Here is a 15,553-nt window from a genome sequence, read left to right as displayed (position 1 = left end):
ATGCTCCGCGCCCGCCTCGCTCCCCTCGCGCTCGCGTCCGTCGCCGCGGTCGGCTGCGCGGAGGACCCCAGCTTCTGGGTCCGCTGGCGCTTGCAGCCGCTCACCGACGTCGACGTCCGCGAGCCCCGCGGGCTCGTCTCCGTCGACCAGTGCTCCCAGCTCGGCATCAGCCGGATCCGCATCAGCACCCGCGACGGCGCCGACACCCTGATCGACGAGCGCGAGTTCCCCTGCTTCCCCGCCGGCTTCGACGACCCTGAAGCGCGCGCCCCGGGGCCGGAGGTCGGAGCCGGCGCCTACAGCGTCACCGTCACCGCCCTGGGTCGCCGCGGCGTCCAGTTCTGCGCCGACGAGCCCGCCGATCCCGACGCCGACACCGACGGCAGCGAGATCGACACCTCCTGCAAAAAAGTCCTCGCCTCCGCGGCCCAGGACGTCGTGATCCGCGAGACCGGCGAGGGCCAGCGGCTGCCCGAGTTCGTCATCGTCGGCGCGCCGCAGTGCAGCGACGGCATCGACAACGACCGCGACGGCTACACCGACCTCGCCGACCCCTCGTGCGCCGGCGACCGCACTGGCCTCGAGGTCGGCGACAGCGCCGGAGCGCAGGTCGTGGTGCGCCCGCGGCTGATGGGCGGCAACCCGAGCGCCTATTGCAACGGCCTCGGCCTCAGCGAGATCGAGCTCGCCATCACCGGGCCGACGACCAAGCAGCTCCGCTTCCCCTGCACCACCACCGCCCAGACCTTCACCGAGTCGCTCGATCCCGGCGACTACACCCTCTCGGTCACCGGCCTCGGCCCGGGCGGCAAGGTGCTCGCCGTCCCGACGCTCGACCTCGACATCACCACCTTCACCCTCGCGCCCGAGGGCTTCCAGAGCGTCGACCTCGTCGCCGACTTCACGATCGCCAGCTTCCTCGCGCCGATCGAGGCTGGCTTCGAGTTCTCGCTGGCGTTCCTCAGCGGCTCCGAGCAGCTGCCCCTCACGACCTGCGAGCCGGAGCCGGGCCTCGTGATCGACCGCGTCCGCGTCACCGTGCTCGACGCCGACCTCGAGGTCGTCCCGACCGCGGCGTTGCGCGACGGCGGCGACCCGCCGATCGTGCTCGACGGCGTCGCCACCGTCCCCTGCGCCACCCTCGGCGGTCTGCCCCGCATCGAGCCGCTGGTGTGGGACGACGCGCCGATGGCCCACGAAGAGCTGTATCTGCGCGTCGAGGGGCTCGCGCCCGACTCCGACGTCGCTTGCTACGGCAACGGCGACGAGCCGGCGCTGGCCGCCCCGAACGCCAGCCTGGGGCTCGCGCTGCCGCGGCTCGCCTTCGACGGCGCCTGCGCTGGAATGCAACCATGACCGACACACCCGAACAACCCGGCACCCCGGAGCCGCCCGCCGCGGCCGCAACTCGCTCGGACTCGCGGCGCAAGCGTCGCGGCACCGGCCCGTTCCTCACCTCCGAGCAGGAGCTCGCGCAGGCGCAGGTGGACGCGCGCGCGCGCAACCCCGCTCCCGCGGCGCCGCTGACGAGCGAGCGGCCGCTCACCCCGAAGTTCGGCCGCTACGAGCGCGGCGACTTCGAGCGCGTCGAGACGATGCTCGGCAGCTTCGCCACCCGTCGCTTCGGCCCGTTCGTCACCCAGGTGATGAACGGCTTCTTCGGCGCCGCCACCCCGGCCGAGAAGAACAACGCCGACCTGCGCCGGGCCGCCCAGACCTTCTGCCTCTACGGCTACCGCGACCCCAAGGGCATCCGCCTGGTCGACATGTTCGCCAGCGCCGGCCTGCCGCTCGACGGCCGCCAGCGCGCCGCCCTCGACGCCTGCCTGCAGGCGCGACTGCTGCTGGTCACCGTCGACGACGTGAACCCCGGCAAGCAGCGCGTGCGCGGCAAGGACCTCCTGCGCGACGAGCCGGTCGCGCTCACCGACAGCAACCTGTCGCAGGCCCTGCGCGCAGGCGACCGCGTCCTGACGTGGGCGATCCCGTGGGGCACCAGCTGGCAGCCGATCGGCGTCGGTCAGCGCCTCGAGGCCCGCCGCGCCTCCGTCCTCGACCGCGGCCTCGAGACCCTGTGCGACAGCCTCCGCGCGGTCCGCCGCGAGCTGCCCGACCGCCACGGCCCCAACCTGTTCTGGCTGGTCCACCGGATCGCCAACGCCCCGGTCGGCTGACCTCCGGGGCATGTCCCCGCGGACATGCCCGGAGAGACATGCTCTAAAAGGCATGTCCGTACGGACATGCCCCAGGCGCCAGGCAGGCGGCTCGCCGAAGGACCCGCCGTGAGGTGTCGGTCACGGTTCGGCGCGGTCGCCAGGGGCCCTGCGCGTCGACCCTTCTTCGCGGCCCGAGGCGCCGGGTCACGGGTTCGGCGCGGCCGTCAGGGCCCAGCGCGTCGGTCCTTGTTCGCGGCGATTCACTGAAGGCCACGTCTCACGAGCCCGCCATGCCTGAACCGTGCGCAGGACCGCTTCGAGGGCGGCCCTGCGCGGTCATCGATCTCAGCCGCGGGTTCGCCGGCGCCGCTGCGCCAGCAGCCCCAGCCCCACGAGCGCCAGCATCCCGGCGCCCGGGGTCCCGTCGCTGCGGCAGCCGCAGCCGCTGCTGTCGTTCTGTCCCCCGCCGGTGGCAGAGTCGGGCCCGCCGCTCGAGCCCGAGCCGTCGGTGTCCGTGTCGCTGGCGCTGGTCGTCGGCGCGTCGGGGAAGCGCGGCCAACCGTGGGCCAGGTTCCACTCCTCGATCTTCTTGTTGATCGCCGCGGTGTTGTTGACGAGGTGCATCGGCTTGCCCTTGAGGGCGACCTGCTGGACCTCCTCGGCCCACCACATCTCGCCGATGAACTCCGGCCACGGCCCGCCGTTCGGCACGAAGATCTCGCGCTCGTCGGGCAGCGTCACCACGCTGTTGCCGTCGCACAGGTTGTACTCGGTCGCCGAGCGGAAGCTCGCCACGTCGGGCAGGTCCGGGTTGATGTGGAAGATCGGGTCCGCGATCATCTCGTTGGGCGAGATCACCGTGTACATGCGCGTCAGGTACGGATACGTGTCGATCAGCTCCTGCGCGTGCTCGCCCGGCGCGATGATCCGGCTGTCGAGCGCCTGCGCGAACGCGCTGCCGTCGCCCCACGCCATCGCGTCGATCTGGTCGACGTAGGCGGGCAGGTTCCAGTAGAACTCCTCCGCCGTCAGGCCGTCGGGCACCGGCAGGAAATCGTTCAGCAGGCTCTCGACCAGCGGGTGGTTGTAGAAGCAGAACTCGGGGTCGAAGCACTGCGTCAGCCCCTGCTCGTTCAGCACCTGGACCACCTGCTCGGGCGGGATGCCGATGAACGCCGCCTCGTTCCACGACGTGCTGTAGAAGTTGAACGCGAACGGCTGGACCACGCTCGACGCCCCGGCGAACTCGGTCACGAACGCCAGCCCGTCGGCCTCGAGGTCGTCGACCGCCTTGGTGATGACCTCCTTGTAGTTGGTCGCGAACGACAGCCAGTCGATCTTCAGCGGGTTGACGAGGACGTGGCGGTAGTTGGTCGGCGCCGCCCGCTTGTCGCCGAGCACGAACACGCGGATGTCCATGTTCTCGATCGACGCGAACCGCGTCAGCCGCAGCGGGAAGCAGTTCTCGTTCGACGGGTAGCGCAGCACGATCGGGTGCACGTCACCGCCGTCGGACCCGGCCGCCAGCTTGAGCGCGACGATCACCTGGCCCTCGTCGAGGTACTGCTGCAGCACCGTCTCCGAGCCGTCGATCCACTGGTAATCGTTGTTGACCAGCCAGTCCTTGATCGGCCCGATCTGCTTGTCCTGCAGGACCACGATCTCGAACGCGCCGGCGGTGGTCTTGAACAGCACCGGGTCCTCGCCGCCGTCCGAATCGTCGCCGCTGGTACTACCGCCGGCCGAGTCACCGGGCGCGCCGGTGCCGGTCGCGTTGGTCGTGATGCCGCCGGAGATGCCGTCCTCGCCGCACACCTCGAAGGTCTGCTGGACCTGGTAGGTCGGCACCGACGAGTTCAGCAGCGCGTCGAACAAGGGCTGCGAGCCGACCTCGAACTCGGGGATCTGGGCGATCGGGATCAGCCACGCGAACTTCTGCGCGTTGGTGTTGGGATCGATGCTGATCTGGATGTGGACCTCGACCTCGTTCTGGTCGAGCACGAACAGCACGTTCTCGCCGTCCTGGTTGACGGGCATCGAGTTCGGCAGCCCGCCGTCGCAGAACACGCCGCCACAGGCCTCGGCCGTCTGCGGCGTCGCCAGGGTCCACGCAGCGCCGAGCGCCGCCGTCAGCAGTAGTGAATTTCGCATCGCCAATCTCCGCATCTCGTAAATCAAAGCAGTCGACCGCGACAGCGTCGCACAGGGGTGTCCCCCGCGCCAGCGTCCGCCGGCCCTGCCCGATGCGAAGACCGTGTGAACGCCGATAAGCGAAGCCGACTGCGGCTCAGGCCGGCTCAAGTCCGGAACGTATAGGCCCGCTGGCCGTGGACTCGCGCGACGCCGCGCGGCCGCGGCTGCATCGCCCCGCGCAGCTCGGCCATCATCTCGAGCGTCGGGCTCGGATCGGTCGGCGACTGCGGGGGGACGACGTCGAGGGTGAAGCGAATGCTGGGCGAGGGCTCGATCGACCGCAGGTATTGCAGGCAGAACTCGCGCGCCTCGTTCTCGTCGGTCGCCAGCACCGTCAGGCCCGTGGTGTAGCCGTCGGTGTTCTCGGGCCAGTGCTCGGGCCGCTCGCCGGCCTCCGCGCGCGCGACCACCGTGTACATGCTGACCTGCGGCGAGCGCCCGTGGTCGGCCTCGTTGAGGCAATCGAGGATGTGCGGCGTGATCCACTCGCGCTGACCGGCCAGCCGCGCCACCTCGCGCGCCTCGCCCTGGCGCCCGTTCTGCCACAGCGCCTCGAAGATCTCCTCGGCCACCAGGCTGCAGTAGCCGAGCTGGCCCGGGTCCTGCGCGTAGCGCCGCTCGAGCAGCTCGAGCGCGCCGTACAGCAGCCCGAGCGCCTCGTCGAGGTCGCAGTCGGCCGCCGACAGCCGCCACCCGCCGAGCACCGCCAGCGTCAGCGCGTTGCCCTTGTCGAGCTGACGCGCCCGCTCGAGCGCGCCCAGGGCCTGCTCGTAGCGGCCCAGGCGGTACAGCGTGATCGCCTTGTTGTACTGCGCCCCGGCGTTCTCGGGGTCGAGGCTGAGCGCGAAGTCGAAGCGATCGATCGCCTCGTCGAGGCGGTCGAGGTCGGACAGACAGATGCCGTGCTCGACCAGGATCTCGACGTTGATCGAATCGTCGCTGAGGTACAGGTCGTAGATCTGTTCGGCCTCTTCGAGCCGGCCCTGGCGGCGCAGCAGAGCCCCCAGCGCCGCGATCGCCTCGAACATCCCGCCGTGCGGGTCGCACTCGTTGGCCCGGCGATAACAGACCTCGGCGTCCATCTCGCGCCCGAGCCGCTCGAGCACCGCGCCGAGGTTGTAGTGCTGCAGGCCGCCGATCGGGTCGTTGTCGATCGCCGCCTCGAACGCCTCGCGGGCCTTCTCGAGATCGCCGACCAAATCTTGCACGTTGCCGAGCGCGATCAGGACATCGGCCTCGCGCGGGAACTCGTTGGCGGCCCGTCGCGCGAGCGTCAGCGCGTGGTCGAGTTCACCGGTCTCGCACAGCCCGCGGACCCACATGCAATACATCCGCACGAGGTCGTCCGGCGGGAGGTCGGGCTCCCAACAGCTTCGCAACAAGCGGACTGCCGAATCCGCGGCGCCCTGGTTCAGCAGGGTCGCGATCGCGTCGAGTTGGGGGAGAGAAGACATGGGAAAGTTAGACATGAAGGCCCGAAGGGCCTCGGGGATATGGTTTTTGCACGGGGCCTCGCGCTTGGCAATCCTGGGGTTTTCGCCCGCTCGCTTTCTCGCCCGACCCCGGATTTTACGCGCTCTCGGATCCGCCGCCGGTGGCACCAGCGACGGGAGAACGTCGCACATTGCGGCGCCCGGCGAGCCAGGCGAGCGTCCGCCGTGGCAACACGCGGGCGAGCAGCGCCACCGCAGCCGAGGCCACGCCGTCGTGCGATACGGCCCTTCCTCGCAAGGCGTCGCGCAGCGCTAGGGCCACCACCCGCTCGGGATCCGCGGCGCCGGAGATCGGCCCATGCACGCCGGCGGCCGCGAAGAACTCGGTCGCCACCGGCCCTGGACACACCGCGCACACGTCGATGCCACGCGGTCGCAGCTCCTCCCGCAGCGCATACGCCAGCGAGATCACGAAGCTCTTGCTGGCTGCATAGGCGGTGAAATAGGGCGAAGGCACATACCCCGCCGCCGATGCCACCAGCACCACTTTCGAGCCGCGCGACATCGACGGCAAAAGCCCGTGTGTCAGCAAGGAAAGTGCGCGAATGTTCAGGTCGAGCAAACGCGCCAGCGACTCGGCGTCCTGGTCGGCGAATGGCCCGAGGTGACCGACACCGGCGCTGGCCACGAACAGGCGCACCGCAGGTCGTTCGTCACGCACCCGCGCGAGCACGGCCTCGACGCCGCCCGGCGCCGCCAGGTCGGCCGTGAGCGGCACCCCGAGCCCGCGCGGCAGCTCGCGCGCGATCGCGTGCAGGCGCTGCTCGCGGCGTGCGACCAGCCAGATCTGCGCCAGGTCGGCGAACGCCGGGTGCGCTGCGATCGCCCGCGCGAACGCCTCGCCGAGCCCCGCCGACGCTCCTGTCACGATGGCGATCGGGCGCCCCGTCATGCCAGCGCCGCGAGGCGATCGCGGACGATGCCGAGGAACATCGCCACGCCCGTCGGGATCAGGTCGTCGTCGAAATCGAAGTCGGGGTGGTGGCAGACTGGCGTGTCTTCGTCGCCGCGGCGGGCCCCGAGGAAGAAGTACGCCGCCGGCACGGCCTGCGCGAAGTAGGCGAAGTCCTCCCCGCCCGCCAGCGGCAGGCCCGCGTTCGACACCCGTTCGCGGCCGAGCACGGCGGCGCCGACGCGGGCCACCGCCTCTGCGCAATTCGCCTCGTTCATCGTCACCGGGTAGCCGACCTCGACCTCGAGTTCGATGTCGACCGCGAACGTCGCCGCCGTGCCGCTCACCACCTCGCGCACGCGCTCCAGCACCCGCTCGGTGATGCTCGGCTCGAACGTGCGAATCGTGCCTTGCAGCCGCGCGACGTCGGGGATCACGTTGTGCGTCGTGCCCGCCGAGAATTGGGTGATCGACACCACCGCCCCGCCGACGTAGCCGAGCCCGCGCGAGACCACCGTCTGCAGCGCCGTCACCAGGTGAGCGCCGGCCACGATCGGGTCGCGACACAATTGCGGCTGACTGCCGTGCCCGCCCTTGCCGCGGATCGTGAGCGCCAGCATGTGGACCTGCGCCATCATCGGCCCGGCCTGCACCCGCAGCTCGCCCTTGGGGTACGCCGGCCAGTTGTGGAGCCCGTAGATCTCGCGCACCCCGGCCAGCGCGCCCTCTGCCACCATCACCTTGGCCCCGCCGCCGCGGACCCCCTCCTCGGCTGGCTGAAAGAGCAGGCGGATGTTGCCGCCCACCGACTCGCGGTGACGCGCGAGGATGTCGGCCACCCCGAGCAGGATCGCCGTGTGCCCGTCGTGCCCGCACTTGTGCGCGCGCCCTGAATGCAGCGAGCGATGCGGCAGGTCGGTGGTCTCGAGCATCGGCAGGCAATCGAGGTCGGCGCGCAGCGCGATCGTCGGTCCTTGCGCGCCCGGGTGCAGGTCGGCGACGAGCCCCGTCTCCGCGCAATTGCGCGGCTGATACCCGCGCTCCTCGAGCCACGCGCGGACCAGCGCTTGCGTGCGAACCTCCTCGAAGCCGAGCTCCGGATGGCGATGGAGGTCGTGGCGGATCTCTCGCAGACGCTCGGTCAGCGCCTCGATCTCGGCGCGCGGGTCGGTCCAGGACATGGCAGCAAGCTAATCCATCCTCCGCGCCGACGCGACCGCTTGCCCGCGTCCGCCCCGGCGCGCATCCTGGGGTTCATGAGCGGCAGCACTCCTCGCGGCCCCATTCGCGGCCCCATTCGCAGCAAGGCCCTCGTCCTTTACGAAGGCGTGCTCACCGCCCACCGCTCCTGCGGGATCGCCCTCGCCGAGGCCTTCGACCGCCCGCCTGCTGCCTATCAATCGCTGCGCCGCGGCGGGATCACCGGCCAGGGCACCTGCGGTGCGGTCGTGGCCGGTCAACTGCTGCTCGGCGAATTCCTCGGCGACCCCGACCCGACCGGCAAGGTTACGCCGGCTTTGCGGGCCGCCATGAGCCGCTACCTCGCCCGCGTCGAGGCCGAGCTCGATCGCGGCAGCAGCCCCGACCTCGTGTGCAACCACCTCACCGCCCCGCACGGCGAGTTCCTCGGCCCCGCTCGCCACGCCTTTTGCACCGCCCTGGTCGGCCAGGTCGCGCAGCTCGTCGACGACACCCTGCGCGAGCACGGCGTCGCCCACGGCGCCACGCCCGTGACCCTCGCCGACGGGCGCCGGTTCGACCCCACGCTCGACCTCGAACCTGCCCCGAAGACCAGCTGAGCGGGCGGCCGGGCGCGGGCGATTGCGCCGGCCCCGGTCGTCGTGCAACCCTTGGCGCATGCAAGAGCCCCAGGCCAACCCTCCCCCCCCTGGCGTGCCTCCGCAAGCGCAGCCGCCGCTCGGCTCCTCGCCGGCGCAGGCCACCGACGAGCTCTTCTTCGAGGGCATCGCCAAGCACAGCGCCAACTTCGGCACCTATATGTGGTGGGTGGGCGTCTGCATCCTCGGCGGCGGCATCGCCTTCGGCTTGCTGCAGATCGAGGCCCTGAAGGACAAGCCGATGTGGCTGCTGGCGCTGATCGGCACGCCGATGCTGCTGTGGGCGTACCTGCAGCACATCACCACCCGCTACAAGATCTCGCGCCGCCGGGTCGAGTTCCAGAAGGGCGTCATCACCCGCCGGCTCGACTCGCTCGAGCTGTGGCGCGTGCTCGACGTCCGCTACGAGCAAAGCGTACTCGACCGGATCTTCGACAACGCCAAGATCACCCTGATCGGCACCGACCAGACCCACCCGAGCCTGCTCCTCTACGGCCTGCCCAACCACCGGTACCTGTTCGAGCGCCTGCGCGAGGCGGTCCAGTTCGCGCGCAGCAACAACCGGCCGATGGAGCTCGCGCCGGGCGCCCACGACGGCGGCGCCGAAGTGTTCGGCCACCATCACCACTGAGCCGGCGCGCATCTTCGCGCCGCGCAGGCCCCGGTCATCCGACAACGCTTGCGGTATCGTCGGCGACGATGAAGCCGCAGAACCCGTCCGCCCTGCACATCCTCGCCTTCGTGTACCTCACCTTCAGCCACGTCACCGACGGCGAGCTGAGCCACGAAGAGATCGACACCATCGCGCGGGTGCTGCACGGCTGGCTGCCCGACGCCACCAACGAGCAGATCTCGCACGTGCTCGTCGAGACCGCCGCGTGGGTCAACGGCATCGGCAGCGACGAGGAGCGGCTGGCGCAGGTCGAGACCTACGCCCACCTCATGAAGGAGCAGATGAGCGAGAAGCAGCGCAGCGCCGTGCTGGTCAACCTCATCGAGCTCGCCCGCGCCGACGGCAAGATCACCGTGACCGAGGAGCAGCTCATCGCCCGCCTCACGGCGATCCTCGGCCTCGCTTGAGTCAGTGTGGCCGGGCATGCGGCCCGACGCGGCGCTCGACCTCCCGGACGGCGAAGCGACAGCGTCAACCTGACCCGAAGGCCAGGTAAATGGCCGCCTGACCGTTAGGCCAGGCAGACACGCCTTCGACTACACCATCGAGTAGCCGCCGTCGGCCACCACGTCGGACGCGGTCATGAACGACGACTCGTCGGACGCGAGGAACACCGCCGCGTTGGCGATCTCCTCGGGCGTACCGCTGCGGCCGAGCGGCGAGGCGCCGTGGGTCGAGGCCTTGACGTGGGCGATGGTGGCCTCGTCGAGGCCCATGTTGACGAGGATCGGCGTCTCGGTGAGGCCGGGGCTGAGCGCGTTGACGCGGATCTTCCGCGGCGCCAGCTCGACCGCGAAGGTGCGGGCGAACTGTCGCACCGCCGCCTTGGTCGCCCCGTACACGGACATGTACGGCGTCGCCTTCTGGTGCAGCCCCGACGCGATCAGGACCACCGAGCCGCCGGCCGTCATCAGCGGCAGCGCCTTCTGCACCGTGAAGAACACGCCCTTGATGTTGGTGTCGAGCAACATGTCGAACGACGCCTCGTCGATCGCGTCGACCGGGCCCATCACGCTGCGGCCGGCGTTGGCGACCACGACGTCGACGCGGCCGAACTTCTCCTTCACCGCGGCGTACAGCCGCTCGAGGTCGGCGACGCGGGTCACGTCGGCCTCGACCGCCAGCGCATCGGCGCCGAGCTCCTGCTGGGCCGCGTGCAGCGACGACGCGCTGCGCCCCGCGATCGCCACCTTCGCCCCCTCGCGCACGAACGCCTTGGCGATCGCCAGCCCGATCCCGCTGTTGCCGCCCGTGATGACCGCGATCTTGTCCTTCAGTCTCATTCGTCCCCTCGCTGCTCGCAGCCTACGCCCAAGCCCCCGCGCTTGGCCATCGGTCTGCACGCGCGGAGCCGCCCCGGTGGATGCGTTACCTGTCTCTTCGGACATATCATTCCCCGGCGCCCGCACGCTCGTCGACCCGCCTCGCGGTCCCTGCGCCTCGTCGTCAGCGAGCGAGCGCCCCGGCCCACGCGCGGCCGACCCTCGCCCCGCGCGACCGCCCCGTCCACGCGCGTCGAAGCAACTGCGCTAGCCTGCGCGAGCGATGGAGCCCGATCCGCGTGAGCTCGAGACACCGGGGCAGCGCCTCGTCTCGCGGCTTCGCCGGCTCGTCTCCGGCCCGCGTAGCGAGGGCAACTACGTCCTGACCCGCTTCGTCGTCCTGCGCCTGCTCGGCCTCGTGTTCGTCGCCGCGTTCGCCACCGCCGTCACCCAGCTCGTCCCGCTCGTCGGCGCCGCCGGCATCACCCCGGCGGGCCCCGTCGACGACTTCTTCGCCCGCCCGACCCTGTTCTACTTCGACATCTCCGACGCCGCCCTGCAGGCCGTCAGCGTCGTCGGCCTCGTGCTCTCGATCCTCCTGCTGCTCGGCTGCGAGAGCGCGATCCTCCTGCTCGTCCTGTGGGCCCTGTACCTCTCGATCGTCCACGTCGGCGGCCGCTGGTACGCCTTCGGCTGGGAGATCCAGCTGCTCGAGACGACGCTGCTGTGCGCCCTCCTGGGCCCGCTCTGGCGCGTGCGGCCGCTCGCCGGCGATCGCCCGCCTGCTTACCTCGCCATCGTCCTGCTGCGCTGGCTCGCCTTCCGCATCATGCTCGGCTCCGGCCTCATCAAGCTGCGCGGCGACCCGTGCTGGGCCGAGCTCACCTGTCTCGAGAGCCACTTCGAGACCCAGCCGATCCCGAACCCTCTCAGCTTCTACCTCCACCACCTGCCGCCCGTGGTCCTGCGCGCCGGCGTCGTCTTCAACCACCTCGCCGAGCTCGTGCTGCCGTGGTTCGTGTTCGGCCCGCGACGCCTGCGGCTGCTCGCCGCGCTCGGCATGATCGCCTTTCAGCTGACCCTCATCGTCAGCGGCAACCTCTCCTTCCTCAACTGGCTCACCCTCGTCCCGCTGCTCGCTTGCCTCGACGACGCCACCCTGCGCCGCCTCGTCCCCGCCCGCCTGCGCGCGCGCCTCGGCGATCTCGAAGCTCGCCCCACCCGCGCCGCCGTCGTCACCGCCGCCAGTTACGCCCTCGTCGTCGCCTGGCTCAGCCTCGACGTCGTCGCCAACCTCGCCGGCCGGCGCCAGCAGATGAACGCATCCTTCGATCGCCTGCATCTCGTCAACACCTACGGCGCCTTCGGCAGCATCAGCACCGTCCGCCACGAGCTGCAGATCGAAGGCACCGACGCCGCCGTCCCCGACGACACCGCCACCTGGCGCCCCTATCAACTCCCGTGCAAGCCCGGCCCCGTCGATCGGCGGCCGTGCTGGATCTCCCCGTACCATCGCCGCCTCGACTGGCTCATGTGGTTCGCCGCGCTCGACGTCGCCGGCAACGGCACCCTCGCGCGCGAGACCTGGCTGTTCAACCTCCTCGATCGCCTGCTCGCCGGCGAGCCGACCGTCCTGAGCCTGTTCGCCGATCCCCCGCAGTTCGCCGGCGGTTCCCCGCGGTTCGTCCGCGTCGAGGTCTACCGCTACTGGTTCGCCCCGCGCGGCAGCGCCGACTGGTGGCAACGCGAGCGTCTCGACCAATTGATCCGCCCGGTCGCCCGCGACGACCCCGAGCTCCGCGCCCTGCTCGACGGCGAGTGATCGCCCTACGCCGCCGCCCGAGCGCCACCTCGCGCCTGCGCACCTCTGTCAGCGCCCCTCGAGACCACCTTCGATACCAGCACCAGCACCAGCACCAGCACCTCGACGAGCACACCTGGTCGACCACCTTCGATACCACCATCACCGTCGAATCGGCCACGACCACCGACGACGAGACCACCACCTCGACCACCGGCACCACCGCCGACCCGACCACGGGTGACGCGACCGATCCGCTACACGCGGACGAGCCCGATGACCTGTCCTTCGAGACATGCCGCGAGTCCGCCGATCGCGACTGCGAGCGCCTCGCCGACCGGCCCTGACAATCAAATGTCTCGAGAGACATCTCCTTCGAGACATCTCCTCACGCACACCCTCGCGCCGCCGCGAAAAATCCCGGCCATCCGGCCCGGCCGTTGCTACGCTCGCTGCGTGACCTCGCCTGCTTCCGCCCTGGCTCTACCCTTCGCCCTCGCGCTCCTCACCGTCGCCTGCGGCCCCCAGGCGCCGATGTCCACCACCGACGGCACTGACAGCAATCCGGACAGCACGGGCGGCCTCACCACGACAACCGGCCCTTCAACGACGACCACCACCACCGCGACCAGCACCACCGCCGCGCCGACCACCACCTCGGTCGAGCCCGATCCAGGCACCGCCGCCACCAGCAGCGAGGGCGGCACCTTCATCACCCCGCCCGACGTCGGCAACTGCGTCGCCGGCCTCGGCGAACAGCAGGCCCGCTGCAGCACCTGCAACCCCTTCCTGCAGAACTGTCCCAGTGGCGAGAAGTGCGTCCCCGCCAGCAGCGAGGAGGGCGCCCCCTGGCACACGACCGCCTGCGTCCCGCTCGACCCCGACCCTGACGGCGTCGGCGAGCCGTGCACCATCGAGCCCCACCCGACGCGCCTCATCGACTCCTGCGACGCGCAATCGATCTGCCTCGGCACCGACCCCGACACCCTCGGTCCCGTGTGCGTCCCTCTGTGCGAGGGCAGCCCCGAAGCGCCCGAGTGCCCCGCGGGCAGCACCTGCGTCATCAGCAACGACGGCGTCCTCATCCCCTGCCTGCCGAACTGATCTGAACCTGCCCGTTCAGACATGCCCAAACGCGCATGCCCGAATGGCCATGTCCGAAAGGACATGCCCTTTCGGCCAGCCGTTACCCGACCATCAGCCGGCCCTCGGGGAACGTCACCCGGCCGGTCTTCTGCGCCCCCAGGGCCAGCGCCAGCGACGTCGGCCCGACCCGGCCGATGAACATCAGCACGATCAGGACCCACTTGCCGATCGCGTGCAGGTTTTCGGTGATCCCGAGCGACAGGCCCACCGTCCCGACCGCGCTGACCACCTCGAACACCACGTGGGCGAACGGCAGCTTGTGGGTCGCCAGCATGATGATCACCGCGATCGCGGTGATGAGCCCGGCCACCGTGACGATGGTCGCCGCGCGGTAGACGATCTCGTTGGGGATCGCGCGGCGCATCAGCACTGCGCGCGGTTGGTTGTAGAGCAGGGCCGGGAACGCCGCCGCCAGCACCGCCAGGGTCGTCACCTTGATCCCGCCGCCGGTCCCGCCCGGGGCCGCGCCGATGAACATCCACACGATCATCACCGCGATCGTCGCCTGCTCGACGCCGGTGAAGTCGACCGAGTTGAACCCGCCCGAGCGCAGCGTGATCGACTGGAAGAGCGCGTTCATCCACTTGTCGAACGTCGACATCCCCGCCAGCGTCGCGTCCCACTCGAGCAGCGCGAAGAGCAGCGTCCCGACCACGATCAGCGCCAGCGTCATCCACAGCACCACCCGCGTCTGCAGCGAGAAGCGGCGGTGGACCCCGCGGGCGCGCAACCACAGCGCCGCCAGCACCGAGAAGCCGACGCTGCCGACCACCACCAGCGCCATGATCACCGTCAGCACCACCGGGTCCTCCTGCAGCGAGATCAGCGAGTCCGGCCACAGCGCGAAGCCGGCGTGGCAGAACGCCCCGACGGAGTGGAACACCCCGTACCAGATCGCGTCGAGCACACCCATCCCGGCCTGCGAGAACCGCAGCGCCAGGATCGCCGCACCGAGCCCCTCGAGCGCCAGCGTCGCCACGACGATGAAGCTCGCCAGCTCGTAGGCCGCCCCCGGGCTCTGGATGTCGAGGATCTCCTCGAGCGCCTGCTCGCTGCGCAGCGCCAGCCGGCCGCCGAGCAGGATGGTCGCGAACGTCGAGAGCACCATGATCCCGAGCCCGCCGAGCTGGATCAGGATCAGGATCACCGCCTGGCCGAACGCCGAGAACGTGGTCGCCGTGTCGAGCACCATCAGGCCGGTGATGCAGGCCGCGCTGGTCGCGGTGAACAGCGCGTCGATGAACGACAGCGGCGCGCCGCGGGCCGACGCCGGGAAGCTCAGCACCAGCGCCCCGGTCACCGCCATCGTCCCGAACGTCGACAGCAGCAGCAGCGCCGGCCGGTGCAGGAAGCTCTGCACGAGGTCGTCGAACAGCGGCCCGCGGGCCAGCACGACCGCGAACGCGACGATCTGGTACAGCGTCAGCCCCACCAGCACCGCGTTCAGCGGCGTCGTCCCCCACGGCACCCCCAGCAGCACCAGCGCCAGCCAGATCAGGTAGCGCGGCCGCTCGCGCACCACCGCCAGCATGAACGGCCCGGTCAGCGCCGTGACCCCGAGGCCGAGCACCAGGCACGTCATGTCGGCCACCCACGACGCCGCGATCTCGAAGCCGACGATCGCCAGGTTGGCCATCAGCGACACCGCCAGGATGTGCCGCGCCGCCGCCCCGTAGCGCTGGATCCACACCGCGTCCGGCGTCGCCTTCTGCTCTTGCCGGCGGACCCGGTGCGTGCGCGTGTCGGCGACGAAGAACTCGTTGGCGACGTGGACGACGCTCCACAGCATCACCGAGCCGGCGACCGGGAAGTCGTGGATCATCGCCGGCAGGAACGCGCCGATGTTCAGCGACAGCAGGATGAACGAACCCCAGGTCGCCCACCGCCGACCTTGCAGCGCCGCAAGGGAAAACAGGCCCGACAGCGCGACCAGCACCCCGGCGTAGATCGCCCCGAGCAGGGTCACCTGACTCGACGCACCGAAGTGACCGAACGGCGCGTCGGTGACGATCATCCCGAGCACGCCGACGGCCGCGAGACCGAGGAGGCGAGCGGCCTGGAGACGGCGGGTCGGCCGCGGAACCGGTGTCGACGACATG

At 70.6% G+C, this 15,553-nt stretch carries 14 protein-coding genes; 8 read left to right on the top strand and 6 right to left on the bottom strand.

From position 1 onward, the window contains the following. Window positions 1-1,356, top strand: a complete 1,356-nt coding sequence (locus POL25_RS18010; protein ID WP_272087313.1) for a hypothetical protein — start codon at window positions 1-3, stop codon at window positions 1,354-1,356. Beyond that, window positions 1,353-2,174: a DUF7986 domain-containing protein gene (locus POL25_RS18005; RefSeq protein ID WP_272087312.1), complete on the top strand. Its 822-nt coding sequence runs from the start codon at window positions 1,353-1,355 to the stop codon at window positions 2,172-2,174. Before POL25_RS18010 ends, POL25_RS18005 begins: the two co-directional genes overlap by 4 nt. Window positions 2,175-2,501: 327 nt before the next feature. On the opposite strand, the gene POL25_RS18000 is transcribed toward POL25_RS18005, so the two are convergent. The 4 genes from POL25_RS18000 to POL25_RS17985 form a co-directional block, all read right to left on the bottom strand. Then, window positions 2,502-4,307: a DUF2330 domain-containing protein gene (locus tag POL25_RS18000; RefSeq protein ID WP_272087311.1), complete on the bottom strand. Its 1,806-nt coding sequence runs from the start codon at window positions 4,305-4,307 to the stop codon at window positions 2,502-2,504. A gap of 146 nt (window positions 4,308-4,453) precedes the next feature. Next, entirely contained in the window at window positions 4,454-5,803 is a 1,350-nt protein-coding gene (locus tag POL25_RS17995; protein ID WP_272087310.1) for a tetratricopeptide repeat protein, read from the bottom strand. A gap of 115 nt (window positions 5,804-5,918) precedes the next feature. Further along, window positions 5,919-6,734 carry an SDR family NAD(P)-dependent oxidoreductase gene (locus POL25_RS17990; protein WP_272087309.1) on the bottom strand — a complete coding sequence of 272 codons (816 nt, stop codon included), beginning with the start codon at window positions 6,732-6,734 and terminating at the stop codon, window positions 5,919-5,921. Then, on the bottom strand, window positions 6,731-7,915 hold the full coding sequence (locus tag POL25_RS17985; RefSeq protein WP_272087308.1) for a M20 metallopeptidase family protein: 1,185 nt from the start codon (window positions 7,913-7,915) through the stop codon (window positions 6,731-6,733). The genes POL25_RS17990 and POL25_RS17985 overlap by 4 nt, the downstream gene beginning before the upstream one ends. Before the next feature lie 75 nt (window positions 7,916-7,990). Between POL25_RS17985 and POL25_RS17980 the strand changes: the two genes are divergently transcribed. The 3 genes from POL25_RS17980 (at window position 7,991) to POL25_RS17970 (ending at window position 9,652) form a co-directional block, all read left to right on the top strand. Continuing rightward, window positions 7,991-8,533, top strand: a complete 543-nt coding sequence (locus POL25_RS17980; protein ID WP_272087307.1) for a C-GCAxxG-C-C family protein — start codon at window positions 7,991-7,993, stop codon at window positions 8,531-8,533. A 94-nt stretch (window positions 8,534-8,627) separates the two neighbouring features. Further along, window positions 8,628-9,203, top strand: a complete 576-nt coding sequence (locus POL25_RS44395; RefSeq protein ID WP_272087306.1) for a PH domain-containing protein — start codon at window positions 8,628-8,630, stop codon at window positions 9,201-9,203. A 68-nt stretch (window positions 9,204-9,271) separates the two neighbouring features. Next, window positions 9,272-9,652, top strand: a complete 381-nt coding sequence (locus tag POL25_RS17970; protein WP_272087305.1) for a TerB family tellurite resistance protein — start codon at window positions 9,272-9,274, stop codon at window positions 9,650-9,652. Window positions 9,653-9,781: 129 nt separating this feature from the next. Here POL25_RS17970 and POL25_RS17965 read toward each other — a convergent pair whose 3' ends face one another. Then, on the bottom strand, window positions 9,782-10,528 hold the full coding sequence (locus POL25_RS17965) for an SDR family NAD(P)-dependent oxidoreductase (protein ID WP_272087304.1): 747 nt from the start codon (window positions 10,526-10,528) through the stop codon (window positions 9,782-9,784). A 262-nt stretch (window positions 10,529-10,790) separates the two neighbouring features. Here POL25_RS17965 and POL25_RS17960 point away from each other — a divergent pair, with 262 nt between their 5' ends. The 3 genes from POL25_RS17960 to POL25_RS17950 all read left to right on the top strand — a co-directional run bounded on the left by POL25_RS17960 (window position 10,791) and on the right by POL25_RS17950 (window position 13,412). Beyond that, on the top strand, window positions 10,791-12,329 hold the full coding sequence (locus POL25_RS17960) for a lipase maturation factor family protein (RefSeq protein ID WP_272087303.1): 1,539 nt from the start codon (window positions 10,791-10,793) through the stop codon (window positions 12,327-12,329). Continuing rightward, window positions 12,326-12,655, top strand: coding sequence for a hypothetical protein (locus tag POL25_RS17955; RefSeq protein ID WP_272087302.1), 330 nt, complete (start codon window positions 12,326-12,328; stop codon window positions 12,653-12,655). The genes POL25_RS17960 and POL25_RS17955 overlap by 4 nt, the downstream gene beginning before the upstream one ends. A 109-nt stretch (window positions 12,656-12,764) precedes the next feature. Beyond that, the gene (locus POL25_RS17950; RefSeq protein WP_272087301.1) at window positions 12,765-13,412 is read left to right on the top strand and encodes a hypothetical protein; all 648 of its coding nucleotides are present in this window, start codon (window positions 12,765-12,767) and stop codon (window positions 13,410-13,412) included. A gap of 82 nt (window positions 13,413-13,494) precedes the next feature. Here POL25_RS17950 and POL25_RS17945 read toward each other — a convergent pair whose 3' ends face one another. Then, window positions 13,495-15,552 (bottom strand): potassium transporter TrkG, encoded by a 2,058-nt coding sequence (locus POL25_RS17945; protein ID WP_272087300.1) that lies wholly within the window; start codon window positions 15,550-15,552, stop codon window positions 13,495-13,497. Window position 15,553 lies beyond the last annotated feature (1 nt).

Origin of the sequence: Nannocystis bainbridge (genome assembly GCF_028368995.1) — a bacterium.
Lineage (GTDB): Bacteria > Myxococcota_A > Polyangia > Nannocystales > Nannocystaceae > Nannocystis > Nannocystis bainbridge.
Note: the sequence above shows the minus strand (reverse complement) of the source record. Positions and strands in the feature narration are given on the sequence as shown.

Excerpts from the sequence above, each read along its gene's own strand:
- POL25_RS18005 (WP_272087312.1), top strand. The coding sequence starts at position 1,353 with ATGACCGACACACCCGAACAACCCGGCACCCCGGAGCCGCCCGCCGCG.
- POL25_RS18010 (WP_272087313.1), top strand. The coding sequence starts at position 1 with ATGCTCCGCGCCCGCCTCGCTCCCCTCGCGCTCGCGTCCGTCGCCGCG.
- POL25_RS17960 (WP_272087303.1), top strand. The coding sequence starts at position 10,791 with ATGGAGCCCGATCCGCGTGAGCTCGAGACACCGGGGCAGCGCCTCGTC.
- POL25_RS17985 (WP_272087308.1), bottom strand. The coding sequence starts at position 7,915 with ATGTCCTGGACCGACCCGCGCGCCGAGATCGAGGCGCTGACCGAGCGT.
- POL25_RS17995 (WP_272087310.1), bottom strand. The coding sequence starts at position 5,803 with ATGTCTTCTCTCCCCCAACTCGACGCGATCGCGACCCTGCTGAACCAG.
- POL25_RS17980 (WP_272087307.1), top strand. The coding sequence starts at position 7,991 with ATGAGCGGCAGCACTCCTCGCGGCCCCATTCGCGGCCCCATTCGCAGC.
- POL25_RS17990 (WP_272087309.1), bottom strand. The coding sequence starts at position 6,734 with ATGACGGGGCGCCCGATCGCCATCGTGACAGGAGCGTCGGCGGGGCTC.
- POL25_RS17970 (WP_272087305.1), top strand. The coding sequence starts at position 9,272 with ATGAAGCCGCAGAACCCGTCCGCCCTGCACATCCTCGCCTTCGTGTAC.
- POL25_RS17945 (WP_272087300.1), bottom strand. The coding sequence starts at position 15,552 with ATGTCGTCGACACCGGTTCCGCGGCCGACCCGCCGTCTCCAGGCCGCT.
- POL25_RS17965 (WP_272087304.1), bottom strand. The coding sequence starts at position 10,528 with ATGAGACTGAAGGACAAGATCGCGGTCATCACGGGCGGCAACAGCGGG.
- POL25_RS18000 (WP_272087311.1), bottom strand. The coding sequence starts at position 4,307 with ATGCGAAATTCACTACTGCTGACGGCGGCGCTCGGCGCTGCGTGGACC.